This window comes from Phycisphaerales bacterium, from assembly GCA_020852515.1.
Classification (GTDB): Bacteria; Planctomycetota; Phycisphaerae; order Phycisphaerales; family UBA5793; genus UBA5793.
This window is the reverse complement of the sequence record JADZAS010000010.1, coordinates 67,458-82,687: the sequence shown is the minus strand read 5'-3', so window position 1 is coordinate 82,687 and position 15,230 is coordinate 67,458. Positions and strand designations below refer to the sequence as shown.

The window sequence follows — 15,230 nt, the reverse complement described above, 5'->3', positions numbered from 1 at the left end:
GACAACCCGTTGAGGGCCGGCTCCGCGGCCCACAGAAAAGCCCGGGCAAGGCACCCGGGCGATGTGCTGCGCTAGATGGTCTGGCGGTTTCGTGTCGCATCTGGCGGTTTCGGTCGCGCCGCTACGCCAGCCGAAGGCCAGCAAGCCGTGCAGCGCCCAGCGGGCGGCGGGATGGCTCACCTGCCAGACCATGCCGCCCAGCGGCTGCCAGAGCCACAGCAGCGCTGACATGGCGATGCACGAGAAGAGCACGTAGGTGCTGCGCTCGATGGGCTGGGGCACGAACTGCGTCCACCAGCGCTTGAAGCCCGGGCGGGCCATGATGGAGTGCTGCAGGCCGAAGGCGGCGATCAGACCGAGGTTGATCAGCGCGGCCGCGAGGACCGGCCGCTCCGGCGCGCCGTCGATGGTGCGAATGAGTCCGAAGCCCAAATTGCCCACAAACACCGCCATCCACGCGTAGACGATGAGGAACAGCAGGTGGCAGAACAGGCCGTAGACGAAGAAGACAGTGCGTTGCATGCGAGGCTCCTTTGGTTGAGGTTGAGCCAAGTATCGACTTCGCGGCTTTCGTCGCCAATCCACTTGGAGTACACTTCCGGTTGACTCGTGGTCAACCGGCCCCACCAGACGAGGATGCTGTGCCCACCGACACCCGCCAGCGATTGATCGACGCCGCCCGAACGCGCTTCTACCGCGACGGGTTTCGCAACGTGGGCATCGACGCGATCCTCACGGACGTGGGCATCAGCAAGACGGCGTTCTACAAGCATTTCCAGAGCAAGGACGACCTGATGGTCGGCGTGCTCGACAGCGTGGATGCCTTCCTGCAGGGTGCGTTCCGCGCAATGGTGCGGCAAGTCGGCGGCCGCTCGGCCATCGGGCAGATCCGCTCGCTGCTGGACGTCGTGCAGCAGGTGATCGAGCAGGAAGATTTTCACGGCTGCATTTTTGTGAACGCGGCGATGGAGTTTCCCGTACCCCACGATCCGGCGCACGAGGCGGCACTGCGCCACAAGCGGGCGCTTGAGGACTTCGTCTACGAGTTGGCCGAGCGCGCCGGCGTGATCGATCCGAACGGGTTTGCCGAAGAGTTCTGCATGGTGATCGAGGGTCTGTACGTGACGCGAAGCGTAACGGGCAACCCGGGAACGATCGCCATAGCGCGCCGCCTTGTTGACTGCATCATCGAGCGCCACGTGCCGGCCGGGCGCGGGCTGACGGATGGCGGTGCTGCCGCTCCGCAGGACCGCGCGATGGCCCGCAAGCGCAAGGCGCGCCCCGCGCCGCCCGGCGCCGCCACTTGAGCACCCTCTACTGGAGAGCCAATCATGGCCAAATCACCCGACGACGCCACCGCCACGATGATCGCCAATCTCAAGGAGAAGACCGGCAAGAGCCTTGAGCAGTGGGTCAAGATCGCCACGGCCTCAAAACTCTCAAAGCACGGCGAGATCGTGGGCATGCTCAAGAAGGACCACGGTCTCACACACGGCTACGCGAACCTCGTGGCGCACTCCGCACTCAAGTCTGCCGCGTCGGACGCCCAGCCCGATGATCTTGTCGCCGCGCAGTACAGCGGCGCCAAGGCGGGGCTTAAGCCCGTTTACGACGCGCTCGTCGCCGCCATCGGCAAATTTGGCAACGACGTCGAGTTCGCTCCCAAGAAGGCGTACGTCAGCGTCCGCCGGGCCAAGCAGTTTGCCATCCTCCAGCCATCGACCGCGACGCGCCTCGATGTCGGCATCAATCTCAAAGGCGAAAAGCCGACGGACCGGCTCGAAGCCTCCGGCAGTTTCAACGCGATGGTGTCGCATCGCGTGCGGCTGAGTGACCCAAAGGACGTGGACAAGCAGCTGACCGGCTGGCTCAGGCAGGCGTATGACGCAGCGCTCTAACGGAAGTCGCGCGAGTTCGCGCTCAGACCGTCAAGCGCCTCGTCAAAACCCTTGAGGCGTCTGACGACGACGTGCACGACTTCGCCTTCGCGCTGCACCCGGCCGTGGGCGATGAGCAGCCTCGCGCCGGCTTCGCGGCGATCGCGATCGTAGGTGCGCTTCCAGACGACGAGATTGCTGATGCCCGTTTCATCTTCGAGCGTGATGAACGTGACGCCGCTGGCCGTGCCCGGCCGCTGGCGCACGAGTACGATGCCGGCCACTTTGACGCGGGCCCCGTCCGGCGCTCGCTGCGGATCGGCCAACTCCGCGCACCGCATGACGCCCAGCGCATCGAGCCGCGCCCGGGCGAACGAGACGGGATGCGCCTTGAGCGACAGGCCGGTCGCGTGGTAATCGAGCACGACCTGGCGCTGCGGGCCGATGCCGGGCAGTTTCGCGGGCGGCTCGGTTGACTCGTTCACCGAATCAAACAGGGGCAGATCATCATCGCGCAGCAGCCGGGCGTGCCACAGCGCCTGCTGCCGCGTCAGGCCCATCGAGCCGAACGCATCGGCGGAGGCGAGGCGGCGCAGCGCCGCCGCCGGGGCGCCGCTGGCGCGCCAGAGATCGATCATCGTGCTGAACGGGCCGCGCTGTGCGACCGCCTCGCGCAATTGCCGGGCGTCTTGCTCCTTCATTCCCTTGACCAGTCGCATGCCCAGGCGCAAGGCGCCGTCTTCAATGGTGCAGTCCCAGTCGCTGCAGTTCACATCGACGCCGCCCACCTGCACGCGGTGCTCCCTGGCGTCGCGCACGAGTTGGGCGGGGGCGTAGAAGCCCATGGGCTGGCTGTTGATGACAGCCGCGGAGAACTCGGCCGGGTAGTGCCGCTTCATCCACGCCGAGGCGTAGACGAGCAGGGCGAACGACGCGGCGTGGCTCTCGGGAAAGCCGTACTCGCTGAAACCCTTGATCTGCTCGAAGCACCGCTGGGCAAAGTCGAGCGGGATGCCGTTGCGCACCATGCCGTCGATCAACTTCTGCCCGAAGCGGTAGATCTGATCGCCCTTGCGCTTCCACGCCGCCATGGCGCGGCGCAACTGGTCGGCTTCGCCGGGCGTGAAGCCGGCCGCCTTCACCGCCAAGGCCATGCACTGCTCCTGGAAGAGCGGCACGCCGAGCGTGCGGCTGAGCACTTCTTCAATCGCCGGGTGTACGTAATCGATCTTTTCCTCGCCGGCGCGCTGCCGCAGGTAGGGATGCACCATGTCACCCTGGATCGGACCGGGGCGCACGATCGCCACTTCGATGACGAGGTCATAGAAGTTCCTGGGCTTGAGCCGCGGCAGCATCGACATCTGCGCGCGGCTCTCGATCTGGAACACGCCCACGGTGTCCGCGTGCTGAATCATCTCATACGTCGCTGGATCTTCAGGGGGGATCGTGCCCAGCGCCAGGTCCGTGCCGTGGTGCCGGTTGATGAGTTCGAGGCAGCGGCGGATCGCGCTGAGCATGCCCAGGCCGAGCACATCCACTTTGAGCATGCCCATGGCGTCGATGTCGTCCTTGTCCCACTCGACGACGGTGCGGTCGGGCATGGCCGCGTTCTCGACGGGCACGAGTTCGCACAGCGGCGAGCGGGTGATGATGAACCCGCCCACGTGCTGCGAGAGGTGGCGCGGAAATCCAAGCAGCTCGCCCACGAGCCGCGCGAGCCACTGCAGGATCGGCTCGTCGGGGTTGAGTCCCATCTCGCGCAGGCGCTGCGGCTCGACCACGCCGCCGTCCCACCAGTCGATGGTCTTGGCGAGGCGATCGACGCAGTCGAGCGAGAGGCCCAGGGCTTTGCCCACGTCGCGCACGGCGCTGCGGCGGCGATACGAGATCACCTCGGCCGTGAGCGCCGCCCGGTCGCGGCCGTACTTGCGGTAGATGTACTGGATGACTTCTTCGCGCCGCTCGTGTTCGAAGTCGATGTCGATGTCGGGCGGCTCGTTGCGCTCCCGGCTGACGAAGCGTTCAAAGAGCAGGTTGATGCGCACCGGATCGACGGCGGTGACGCCGAGGTAGTAGCACACCGCCGAGTTCGCCGCCGCCCCGCGCCCCTGGCAGAGAATGGGCGGGTCGAGGCTGCGGGCGTACTGCACGAGGTCGTAGACGGTGAGGAAGTAGGGGGCGTAGTTGAGTTCATCGATGAGTTCGAATTCGTGTTCGATCTGGGCGATCACCTTGCCGGGAACGCGCCCGCCGTGCATGCGCCGGGCGCCTTGCCAGACGAGATCGCGCAGGTAACTCATGGGCGTGGCGCCGGGCGGGACGATCTCATCGGGATATTCGTAGCGGATCTGGTCGAGGCTGAAGCCGCGCGTGCGCTCGCCGACTTGGACGGCTCGTTCGATCGCCTCGGGACACGCGGCAAAGAGGCGGTGCATCTCTTCGGGGGCTTTGAGGTGGCGCTCGGCGTTGGCGTGCAGGTGAAAGCCGGCCTCGGCAAGCGTGCAGCCGTGGCGGATGCAGGTGAGCACATCCTGCAGCATGCGCCGCTCGTGGATGTGGTGATGCGCATCGTTGGTGGCCACCAGAGGCACGCGGCAGCGGTGGGCGAGATCGCTCAGTCGCTCAAAGCGTTCAGCATCATCGGGGCCGTAGAGCCACGTCGCCGCCAGCGAGAGGCGATCATCATCAAAGCAGGTGCGCAGGCGCATCAGCGATTCGGTAAAGCCTTCATCGGGCATGCCATCCGGAATGGTGACCGCCAGCAGGTCCTGCGCATGCGCAGCGAGATCATCAAAGCCCAGTTCACACTTGCCCTTGGTCGTGCGCCGCTTGCCGATGGTGAGCAGGCGGCACAGGCGGCGATAGGAGGGCAGGTCGGTCGGATAGACGCACACCGTCAGGCCGTTCATGTCGGTGAGCGGCAGGCGCGTGCCGAGCACGAAGTGGATGCACGACTCTTTCGCGGCCACGTGAGCGCGCACCACGCCGGCGAGCGTATGCAGATCGGTCAGCGCAATGGCGCGGTACCCCAACGCCGCGGCCTGCTCGACAAACTCCTCGGGGTGGCTGGCGCCGGTGAGGAAGGTGAAGTTGCTCGTGACGCACAATTCTGCGTATGGAGGCGCTGCGCCTGCGTCGTACTGCGTTGATAGCGAATCCGAGCCCGCTTGCGCCTTCGCCTCCACTTGCATCTTCGCCTGCACAAAAGGATGCGGCTTGAGTTTGGGAAATTCATTCTCAGGCACGCCTCAACTCCACTGCCCGTGCACGAACCAGCGCCCCGTGCCCGCCTGCCGGCAGACCCACATCCACCGGCCCGTCTCCGTCTGGAGTGCAAAGTAATCGCGATCGGGCGGCGCTTGGCGACACTGGCTTTGCAACTGCACCAGGCGGCGGCGCTGCGCGCTAGTGGCCGGCTGGGCCTGCAGCGTGCGCCAGCGCCACCACTCGGGACCGAGGCGTTCGGGCCCGATGCACGAGATCACCTGCCGCCACTGGCCGCGCCAGCGGATCGTCATGACCGGCCCATCGGGCGTCAGCGCCGTGACCTCCACCGGCTCGGGCTGATCGAACAGCCGCGTCGGCCGATCGGCGCTGGTCACCTGCGCCTCTGACCTGAGCGGCGGCTCCATGACCGAGCGCCGACGAAAGCACGACTCGGGCAGGTGCGACTCGACGGGCTCGACGCGCAGCACGCGATCGACGCCCAGGCGCTGCACGAGCGTGTCCACGAGTTCGCCCCATGCCCGGTTCGATTCATTTTCGCTCCGGCCGCCCAGCGCCTCGCTGCACGCCTGCTGGTGGCGCAGTCGCGCGGTGCGCGTTGCCGTGAGAACCACGCCTTCGATGCCGGCGGTGAGATCGATGCGCTCGAGCCGCGAGTGCAGCAGTGACCAGAGGTGTTTGATGCTTCGGCTCGCGCGACTCAGATCGATGGCGAACCGCTCTGATCCGATCAGCGGGCGCAGGAGTTCCACGTCAAGCCGCCGCACGCCGCGCTCGCGCCGAGCCAGGTGGCCGGCGAGTTGCTCGAGCGTCTGCCAGGCTGCTGCTTCGATCGATTCCCATTGATCGGTCGGCCCGTCGAAGATGAGTTCCGCGCGCGGCGGGGGCTGGGGGCGCACGGGATCGATCTGCTCGAACATCAGCCCCAGGGCCTGATCGAGCCGGTCGATCACTTCGGATCCGAATCGGGAGGCGAGCGAAGCGCGGGGCAGTTCGAGCAGATGTCCGATGCAGGTAACGCCGATTTCTTCGAGGCCGTAGACGGTTTCGTTTTCGAGCCGCAGCGCGGCGGTGGGCAGGTCCGCCAGCGCCTGGCGCTGACGGCCGTCGGGGATGCGGGCCAGATCGCGCGAGCCGAACCGTGCCGCGGCCCAGGCGCAGCCGAAGGTCGAAGCGGTGGCGATGCGATTGGCAAAGCCAAGCCTCGCTGCCGCAGCGGATGCGGATCGAATCAGCCTCGATTCGCTGCGGTGCACGCGCTGCGTGCCGGTGATGTCGAGCCACAATCCATCCGGCGGATCAGGCGCTGCAAGAGGGGAGTAGCGCAGCGCCCAGCACGCCAGCGCGTGCAGGGTCTGCAGTTCGCGATCGATGCGATGGGGTTCGAGGTGCAGGGCGGTTCCAGTCGGAATCAGCGAGCGCGCGTGGGCGAGGTCCATACCTGCCGAGATGCCCAGCGCCGCGGCGCGATCGCAGTGCCGGGCGATGATCTCGCGGCCGTGCACCTGCGTGGTGAGGAGGATGACTTTTCGCCGGCTCTGGTGCTCAGCCGGTACGCCGGGCGGGCGCGTGCTGAGCCTCCGCCTGACGAGGTCGGCTGAGAACGTCGGGAACCACAGCGACATGGCGCGTCGCATGGTGGCGCTCCAGGGTCCACAGGCGTGCAGCCTGCGAAGTGGGCTGCACTCCCTTGCAGCGCAGCAGTTCGACGGTCCATCGCCTTGTCGTGGTGAATGACGGGCAGCACCGCACCGCCCATCGCGTGTTCGCCGCCGAGAGCACGTGCCGCTCCCACGGCGGCCGGGCCAGCAGGCACAGCGCGCCGCCCGCCTCGGCCGCGAGTTGCAGCCGCCGCGTCGCGGACAGATCGAAACCCGATCCATCGACGATGACCGAAGCGGCGCACCGGCTGCGCAGCGCCAGGTCCGCGGCCCACACGCGCTCGCGCACCGTTTCCGCCTGCACGAAGAGCGATGCGGCGAGCAGAGACTGGCTTTGCGACTGCTGCGGATCGTGCGCCAGACTCGGCGCGTAGGGCCATATCGGCTGGCCGATCCAGATGACGTGGGCGGGGTTGTCCGGTCCGATCAGCGACTGCCGGGCGATCTGCACGAGCAGCGTGAGCGGGGGCGACCAGCCGTAGGGTCGCTGGATGGATCGGCTGGCCGGCCGCCGCGTGTGGAGCTGCTTGCTGGTGGTCGGTTCGTCGGAAGATGCGGGTTCAGGCTCATCGACGCCTATCCATTCGTGCACGGCGCTGCGCGCAAGCCCGCCGTGCGGCATGGCGCTGTCGAGAAAGCCGGTAGGCACGGCGGCCTGTCGCGGGGCCGCCGTGCCCGGGTGCCGCTCCGACACGGCCTGGATGATGGCCAAAGCCCGTTTTTGCCGCTCCGTGGCCTTATTCTGAGGGATTCTCGTGAGCGCCTCCATGCGCCAAGGGTAGCCGCGAGGGGTATATTTGTCAAGTATTTGTTAGGTATCCAGCCGGCCTTTCCCGAAACCTGTGCATTTGGGCAAACGTCGCTGTATCTGCTCGGCCACCGGTAAGATGTTGCCATGTGCGGGCGGTTTACGCGCGAGTACACGTGGAAGGAAGTGCACACGTTTTTGAGCGTGCTGCAGTCCAGCACCGGTGAGCAGCTGCCGCTTTCGTACAACGTCGCGCCGACGCAGGACTCGGTCATCGCCCGGCTGGATGACCAGGGTCAGTGCGAGATCGCCATTGCGCGCTGGGGACTGATCCCGCACTGGGCGGACGATCCGGCGATCGGCAATCGCCTCATCAACGCCCGCGCCGAGTCGCTGGCGAGCAAGCCGGCGTTTCGCAGCGCGTTCGCGCGGCGGCGCTGCCTCGTGCCGATTTCCGGATTCTACGAGTGGCAGAAGATCGCCGGCCGCAAGCAGCCGTGGTACATCCACCCGAGCCGCGGCTCAATCATGTGCCTGGCGGGCCTGTGGGAGCGGTGGGACAAAGGCGGCGAGCCGATCGACACCTTTACGATCATCACCACCAACGCCAGTGACAACATCAAAGACCTTCACGATCGCATGCCGGTGATTCTCTCGCCGGATGAGTTCGACGCGTGGCTCAATCCCAAGGCGGCGCCCGAGCAACTCAACGAGCTGCTCGATCCCGCGCCCGCGTCGATGCTCCACGCATATCGCGTGAGCACGCGCGTGAACAGCCCGAAGAACTCCGACCCGTCATTGATCAAACCCGTCGAGGATGAACCGACAGGGTTGTTTACGTAGCAGATTCTGCCTTCGCGGGATGACACTTCGGCGGTGCGCCGGAAGATCGGAGGCCTCATGCCTTTCTACGCCGGATTGAAACTCAAAGCGACTGATGACGCTGCCACCGCCGCGCACAAGCAGCGCGTGGTGAGCAGACTGATCGCACTGCGCGCTGCGCTGTCGAACCACTTTGCTCGGCCGGGGCCGGCGCCCGCTCCGATCGATCGTCTTCAAACGGTGCGCATCGGCACGTGGAATCTGCGCGAGTTTGGCAACGGCAAGTACGGCGGCCGCGATGACGACGAGTGCCTCTACTACATCGCCGAGATCATCTCGAACTTTGACATCGTCGCGCTTCAGGAGATCCGGGCCGATCTCAATGAATTCAGCAAGCTGATGCGGCTGCTCGGCCCGACTGGGACTACCTCGCCACGGATGTGACCGACGGCGGGCCGGGCAACGGCGAGCGCATGGTCTTCGCCTACAACCGCTCGCGGGCACAGTTTCGGAACATTGCCGGCGAACTCACGCTCGCCGAAGACGGCAAGATCCGCGCCGCGTTCGGCGAGCGCATCCGGCTCGCGCCGACGGTCGAGGTCATATTACCCGGCGGCACTGATCTCAGCGGCACCTATGCGGCACGGCTGCGCAGCAAAAGCGGAGGCAAGGTGCTCGATCGCGATGTCGAGATCAACCTCCCCGCCGGATGCACGCTCAAGCTGCCCGATGGCTGCTCCGTGGTCGTGGTGAAGAACACGCCGGTGAACAGCCCCGGCACGGGTCAGGCGGATATCGATCTGCCGGCGCCGATCGTCGGCGAGGAGCGGCTGCGGCTGCGCTTTCCCAACGATTCGTTCGATGATTCGCTGCGCCAGTTCGCCCGGACGCCGTTTCTGATTTCCTTCCAGGCCGGCTGGCTGCAGATCAACCTGTGCACCGTGCACATCTACTACGGCGAGGATGACGATCCGGCGAAGATGGAGCAGCGCCGCCGCGAGATCGAATTGCTCGCCGCAGCGCTGGCAAAGAAAGCGGAAAGCGAACTCAAGTACGACCGCAGCGCGTTCCTGGGACTGCTGGGCGACTTCAACATCATTGGCGCTGGCCACCCCACAATGGCGGCGCTCGAGTCGAGCGGCTTTGTCGTGCCCGAATCGCTCAAAAGCATTCCCGGCTCCAACGTGTCGCGCGACCAGCATTACGACCAGATCGCCTTCTGGAAGCCCGACCGCGATCGCGGCTACGCCAGGCTCGACATCGTCGGGGCCAACATCTTCGACTACTTCGAACACGTCTTCACGACGGCGGATGAGCCGATCTACAGCCCGCAGATCACGAGCAACGTGTCGTACAACACCTGGCGCACCTACAAGATGTCCGATCACCTGCCGATGTGGATCGAACTGCGAAGCAACTTCAGCGCCGAGTATCTGGACGGGATGCCGTGAGGGTCCAGCCGCCGGCCCGCTGGACTGCTTCGCGCCACCGCGTCCGATGTGCTTGCGCCTCCACCGCATTCATGCGCGGCTCGAAAATGCGATCGACCTGCCAGTTCTGTCTGACGGCGTCAATCGACGGCCAGTGGCCCGTCGCAAGTCCAGCCATGTACGCAGCGCCAAGGGCGGTGGTTTCGAGGAGTTTCGGGCGCACGACAGGGATTCGAAGTATGTCGGCCTGGAACTGCATGAGCAGGTCGTTGCACGCCGCGCCGCCATCGACGCGCAGTTCGCTGAGGGGCGCCGCCGCATCCGACTGCATCGCCTCGGCCACGTCGGCAACCTGGAAGGCGATGCCTTCGAGCGCTGCGCGGGCGATGTGCGCTGCGGTCGTGCCCCGCGTCAGGCCGATGATCAGCCCGCGCGCGTGGGGGTCCCAGTGCGGCGCGCCCAGGCCGGTGAGCGCGGGCACCAGCACCACGCCGCCGCTGTCGGCCGCGCGCGCGGCGAGCGGCTCGATGTCTTCGGATCGGTCGATGATGCCCAGGCCGTCGCGCAGCCACTGGACGATGGCGCCGCCGACGAAGACGCTGCCTTCGAGCGCGTAGGTCGTTTCGGCGCCGCGCCTCCAGGCGATGGTGGTGAGGAGTCGATTGGCCGATTCGCGCGGCGTGTTGCCGGTGTTGAGCAGCAGAAAGCAGCCGGTGCCGTAGGTGTTCTTGGCCAGTCCGGGCTCGGTGCAGACCTGGCCCATCGTGGCGGCCTGCTGATCGCCGATCATCCCCGCCAGCGGCACGCCGGCCAGCGCGGAAGGCGCGGCGATCTCGCCGTAGACCTCGCTGCACGATCGCACCTGCGGGACCATGGCGCGCGGGATGTTGAACAGGTCGAGCAGTTCTTCATCCCACTGGCCGGTATGGATGTTCAGGAGCATGGTGCGAGCTGCGTTGCTGATGTCGGTGATGTGCAGCGCGGCGTCGGTCAGTCGATGCGCCAACCAGGAATCGACCGTGCCAAAGGCGAGGCGGCCCGAGTCGGCAAGGGCCCGGGCGCCGTCGATGTGTTCGAGCATCCATGCGATTTTGGTGGCCGAGAAGTAGGCGTCGATCTCCAGGCCGGTTTTGCCGCGGATCATCTCATCCAGGCCGCGGCGGCGGAGATCATCGCACATGCCGGCCGTGCGCCGATCCTGCCAGACGATGGCGTTGCCGATCGGCCGACCCGTCGCGCGGTCCCAGACGATCGCGGTCTCGCGCTGGTTCGTGATGCCGGCCGCAGCGATGTCGCGGGCGCGAAGGCCGGCGCGCTCCATCGCTTCGGTGATCACGCCCGCCTGCGTAGACCAGATCTCGTTCGGGTCGTGCTCCACCCAGCCGCCTTGTGGGAAGATCTGGCGGAACTCCTTTTGCGCAATCGACACCACCTGCGCCGCCTCATCGAAGATGATGGCCCGGCAACTGGTGGTCCCCTGATCCAGCGCGATCACAAAGGGCATGGATGCTCCGCGACTTGCCGCTCAAGCATATCGCGAATCCACGCGCGGGCTTCAATTCGAGATGGGCCTCGATGGGCCGTCGTCGGCGGCGCTGAAATAATGCGGTCTGAAATCCGAACCGGCTGGTAGCCGAGCGGGTGGAGGATTGAGCCGCCGTCATCGAGGGAACGCGGTACTTCATGGCCATCAGTCATATCTGCCTCGATTGCGGGCTTGATCTGGCCCGTATTCGCCCGTTTCGAGATCCGCACTATGGATTGCCGCTCGTGATCTGCCCGCAGTGCGGCGCGGTGGCGGCGCGCCGGCGACACCCGGCCATTGTTCGGTGGAGGCAGTTCTGGCGCCTCGAGCGCACGGCCATGACCATCGTGCTCCAGCTGGCGATGTTCGCGGGGCTGACCATCTGGGTGTCGTTGGTCTGCATCGCGTCTGCCGGCAGCCTCCGCGCCGGTCGCCTGCCCGGCCCGCGCGAGACGCTGGCTCAGTTCATCATCCTCGGCCTGATCGCGGTGCTCAGCGTGACGATCGGGGTCTGGCTCACCATCGGGCTGGCGCACTGGCGGCGATGGGTGGCGTGGTCGAGTTTCGTGGCGTGGATGACGGTGGTGCTCGGTTCGGATGTGTTTATCGGCCCGTGTCTGGTCTGGGTCGTGGACTGCGTCGTCGCTGACGACATACGCATCCCGTTCTATCCGCGAGAGTGGATCATTCGCCTCGGCCTGCTTGCCATCATGATGTTCGTGGCCACTGCAGGCATCCCGGCGGGGAAGGGACTGGGGATGCTGTGGCAGGCGTTCCGCCGGCAGCGGTGGCGGGCCCGTCGCCGGAGGTTGCGGCACAGGAGCAGCACATGAGCGCCGAAGTGAAAACGAGCGGTTCAACTTCCACGCCAGTCGCGCGGCCTGATGCTCCAACCGCGTTCATCACCGGCGACCGTTTGTGCACGAGTTGCGGCTACAACCTCGTCGGCCAGGCGATCGTCCGTGAGCCGCACTACGCACTGCTCATTGCGCGGTGTCCGGAGTGCGGAACGTGCGCCGCGGTGCAGGAATATCCGCTGCTGGGGCGGTGGGCGCATCGATGGGCGATGGCGCTGGCCGCGATCTGGATGCTGCTCATCGTCGGCGCCTTCGTCGGCACGAGCGGCATGATGATGGGTCTGGCGCTGGGCGCATCTGAGACTGCTGCTGAGCCCTATTCCTACTTCATCCAGAACGTGTTTTCGGAAGTCGAGCGGCAGGCGGCCCGTCAGGCCGCCGCAGCACCGTCAGATGCCAACTTGAGCCTTTCACCGGGAACGGTCACTGTCAACCGCCCCGGCGGGGCGCAGCAGATCACGACGGTTGGCGGACTGCTCGGAGATTCAGTCAGCTTCCAGAAATGGTGGTCGGCGCAGGACAAGGCCGCAATGCTCCGGCAGGCGGGAGGATGGCGCAACGGGCTTACGCCGGAAAGCATCGCCATCTGGGCATTCAGCGTGCTGGCGATGCTGGCGATCGGCTGGTTCTGGGCGGCGATGCTGGTTCAACTCTCGCGGCGCGGCCTGCTGGTTTGGGGTGGAGCCGTGCTTATTCTCGCCGCAGGATTCGCGGCCGTTCCGGCTCTGGAAGCCATGACACGCGAGCCGAGTTGGGGATGGATGGCCGGTCGCACGCAACTGATGCCGCCATTTCTTGGCTTCTCGATGATCCTCTACTTTGCCGGACTTGCCATCGGTTTGGTCACGGGCCGGCCGGTGGTGCGGTTTATAATCCGCATGCTCCTGCCGCCGCGCATGCGATACTCACTGGCCGTGCTTTGGACGTGCGATGGTCGAGCGTTGCCGCCGGCGGCGTAAGTGGCGGAGGCTCGCTCTTGTCATCGAGTGCGTCGGATGACGATGATCGTGCGATCATCATCTGCAGCGGCGCTTGAGGTGAATGATTCGACGGCAGCGCGAAGCGCAGCGATGATTGCGTCAGCGCCATCGGCCGCCGCGTCGGTCAGCACGGCTTCGACGCGATCGAGGCCGAACTGCTCGCCGGCTGCGTTTCGGGCTTCGAACAAGCCGTCGGAGAGCACGGCGAAGACGTCGCCTCGCTCCATGCGCACGGCGGCGGCGGGGGTGGCGATGAGGTCGGGCGTCACGCCGAAGGGCGGCGCATCGGTGGGCACGTGGGTGATGGTCCGCGCGGCTGCCCGGTAGAGCAGCAGCGGGCCCTGTCCTGCTGAGAACGAGGTGAGCGTGCCGGCTCTCGCATCCACTTCCCCCATCCATGCCGTGATGAAACGATTGTCAGGCAGGTCGGCGACGAGTTGCTCGTTGAGATGCCGGGCAATCTGCGGCAGATCGCTACCCAGGCGCAGGGCCATGCGCAGCATGGCCCGGATCTGGGTGGCGGCGAGGGCCGGGCCGATGCCGTGGCCGGTGGCGTCAGCCAGCAGCAGCACGGCGCGAGGCGCGGTGTGCTCGCCGCGTGCAGTGGGCGCGGCGGCGCGGCCGTGCGGCAAGGCGTCGGCGCCAGTGCTGCGGTCGGGCAGGCCGATCACGTCAAACGTGTCGCCGCCGGTTTCGTCGGCAGGTTCGTTCCATGCGGCGATTTCGAAGCCGTCTAGCGCCGGCAGCGCGTGCGGCATCGTGCTCTGCTGAATCTGCCGGGCGATCTGAATGTCGCGCTCGAGTTTCATGAGATTCTGCAGACTTCGGCGCATGCGGTCATGGGCTGCGGCGATGCGGCGGACTTCGGAGATGTCGGTGCGAATCGCGGGCGCCGGACTGAGGTCGCCCTGGCCGATGCGGTCCGTCTGGCCGACGAGTTGCTCGACGGGGCGGCTGAGCGTGCGGCCGAGCACGATGGTGCGCCAGAGGCCCACGAGCAGCACGGCCAGCAGCGCCGCAGCGATGACGAGCCGCTGGTAGATCAGATTGCCCAGCAGTTCAGACTCGGGCACGATGACGGCCATGCGCAGATGCCGCGTCGGCGCCAGGCTGAACAGGCGCGACTCGCCCCACCATGCCTCGCCGAGGCTGCGAAAGCGCACCGTCATTTCCTGCGGATCACGCTGCTGCTCGATGGCCTGCACGACGGCGTCGCCGAACGCCTGCGTCGCGTCGCGCGCCAGTTCGAGGCCCAGTTCATCGGGCCCCTTGAGCAGGGCCGCCTCGCGAGCCTGCGGGTCATCGAAGCGCGGATCGTTGGGCAGACCGACGACGAGATCATCGGTGGTCATCACCACGACCTTGCCGCGCTGCGTCACGCGCAGCGATCGGGTGAACTCCGAGATGTCGCGCAGCAGCACGTCAAAGCCGATCACCTGCGTCAGCCCGCCGGGCGTGCGCGCCGCGATCGAGGCCGAGATGCCCGGCTGGCCGGTGGTGAAGAAGGTGTAGGGCTCGGTCCAGTAGACCTCTCCGGTGCCCGCCGCAATGGCGCCGGTGAACCACGGCCGATGGCGCGGATCGTAATCGATGCGCGAAACGGTCAGGTCGGCGCCGTGGTCGCTCCACGTTCGGCGGCGAAGGAGCGAACCATCATCCTGCACGAAGGTCTGCCAGGCTTCAAAGCCCGCGTCGGTGCGCAGGAGCATGAACTCGCGCCCGGTTTCGTCAGCCACGAGCAGCGACGAAAGGCGGGGCAACTGCTCCATGACCGGAATGAAGCGCTCAGTCATCCGGCGGCGCAGGACGACGAATCCTGCCTGGTCGCCAAACGGTCCCGAGCGCGTCTCCAGGTCGAGCGCCCCTTCGGCGCTCCACGACGCCGCCACCTCCAGAGAAAACGTAACGGGGTTGAAGAAGGAGTCGAGTTCGCGTTCGATCGTCTGCAGCGTCTGGCGGATGATCGACGCCGAAAGCGTGTGGACGGCGCGGCGATTGGCGAACCAGAGAATGACGATGTTGACCGCGCCCGTCACCACGAGCATGAGCGCCAGGTCGCGAACGAACTTGGCACGAAGTGAAACGGGGCGCATCGCGGCATCCTG

The 15,230-nt window shown here is 66.4% G+C and carries 13 protein-coding genes; 7 read left to right on the top strand and 6 right to left on the bottom strand.

The genetic code is table 11. The annotated features are described in order from the left end of the window. Positions 1-522: hypothetical protein (locus tag IT430_04850; GenBank protein MCC6907250.1), on the bottom strand; the 522-nt coding region annotated here is incomplete at its 3' end. Positions 523-641: 119 nt separating this feature from the next. Between IT430_04850 and IT430_04845 the strand changes: the two genes are divergently transcribed. Beyond that, positions 642-1,307: a TetR/AcrR family transcriptional regulator gene (locus IT430_04845; protein ID MCC6907249.1), complete on the top strand. Its 666-nt coding sequence runs from the start codon at positions 642-644 to the stop codon at positions 1,305-1,307. Positions 1,308-1,331: 24 nt separating this feature from the next. Next, the gene (locus IT430_04840; GenBank protein ID MCC6907248.1) at positions 1,332-1,898 is read left to right on the top strand and encodes a DUF4287 domain-containing protein; all 567 of its coding nucleotides are present in this window, start codon (positions 1,332-1,334) and stop codon (positions 1,896-1,898) included. Here the strand turns inward: IT430_04840 and IT430_04835 are convergent. From IT430_04835 to IT430_04825, 3 genes are read right to left on the bottom strand one after another with little or no spacing between them, the layout of a single operon-like run. After that, a complete protein-coding gene (locus tag IT430_04835) occupies positions 1,895-5,068 on the bottom strand; it encodes an error-prone DNA polymerase (protein ID MCC6907247.1) in 3,174 nt (1,057 codons plus the stop codon). The two genes, IT430_04840 and IT430_04835, sit on opposite strands and share 4 nt — an antisense overlap. A 57-nt stretch (positions 5,069-5,125) precedes the next feature. Next, entirely contained in the window at positions 5,126-6,739 is a 1,614-nt protein-coding gene (locus tag IT430_04830; protein MCC6907246.1) for a DNA polymerase Y family protein, read from the bottom strand. Continuing rightward, on the bottom strand, positions 6,648-7,475 hold the full coding sequence (locus tag IT430_04825; GenBank protein MCC6907245.1) for a hypothetical protein: 828 nt from the start codon (positions 7,473-7,475) through the stop codon (positions 6,648-6,650). Before IT430_04825 ends, IT430_04830 begins: the two co-directional genes overlap by 92 nt. A gap of 183 nt (positions 7,476-7,658) precedes the next feature. Here IT430_04825 and IT430_04820 point away from each other — a divergent pair, with 183 nt between their 5' ends. The 3 genes from IT430_04820 to IT430_04810 are packed head-to-tail and all read left to right on the top strand — an operon-like array spanning position 7,659 to position 9,784. Continuing rightward, on the top strand, positions 7,659-8,354 hold the full coding sequence (locus IT430_04820; protein MCC6907244.1) for an SOS response-associated peptidase: 696 nt from the start codon (positions 7,659-7,661) through the stop codon (positions 8,352-8,354). A 57-nt stretch (positions 8,355-8,411) separates the two neighbouring features. Continuing rightward, positions 8,412-8,777: a hypothetical protein gene (locus IT430_04815; protein MCC6907243.1), complete on the top strand. Its 366-nt coding sequence runs from the start codon at positions 8,412-8,414 to the stop codon at positions 8,775-8,777. Then, positions 8,774-9,784: a hypothetical protein gene (locus IT430_04810; protein MCC6907242.1), complete on the top strand. Its 1,011-nt coding sequence runs from the start codon at positions 8,774-8,776 to the stop codon at positions 9,782-9,784. Before IT430_04815 ends, IT430_04810 begins: the two co-directional genes overlap by 4 nt. Here the strand turns inward: IT430_04810 and glpK are convergent. Continuing rightward, a complete protein-coding gene (glpK, locus tag IT430_04805) occupies positions 9,753-11,267 on the bottom strand; it encodes a glycerol kinase GlpK (GenBank protein ID MCC6907241.1) in 1,515 nt (504 codons plus the stop codon). The genes IT430_04810 and glpK overlap by 32 nt on opposite strands. A 179-nt stretch (positions 11,268-11,446) precedes the next feature. Here glpK and IT430_04800 point away from each other — a divergent pair, with 179 nt between their 5' ends. Beyond that, positions 11,447-12,121 carry a hypothetical protein gene (locus IT430_04800; protein MCC6907240.1) on the top strand — a complete coding sequence of 225 codons (675 nt, stop codon included), beginning with the start codon at positions 11,447-11,449 and terminating at the stop codon, positions 12,119-12,121. Beyond that, the gene (locus IT430_04795; GenBank protein MCC6907239.1) at positions 12,118-13,104 is read left to right on the top strand and encodes a hypothetical protein; all 987 of its coding nucleotides are present in this window, start codon (positions 12,118-12,120) and stop codon (positions 13,102-13,104) included. The genes IT430_04800 and IT430_04795 overlap by 4 nt, the downstream gene beginning before the upstream one ends. Before the next feature lie 20 nt (positions 13,105-13,124). On the opposite strand, the gene IT430_04790 is transcribed toward IT430_04795, so the two are convergent. After that, complete coding sequence (locus IT430_04790; GenBank protein ID MCC6907238.1) at positions 13,125-15,218, bottom strand: SpoIIE family protein phosphatase; 2,094 nt, start codon at positions 15,216-15,218, stop codon at positions 13,125-13,127. Positions 15,219-15,230 lie beyond the last annotated feature (12 nt).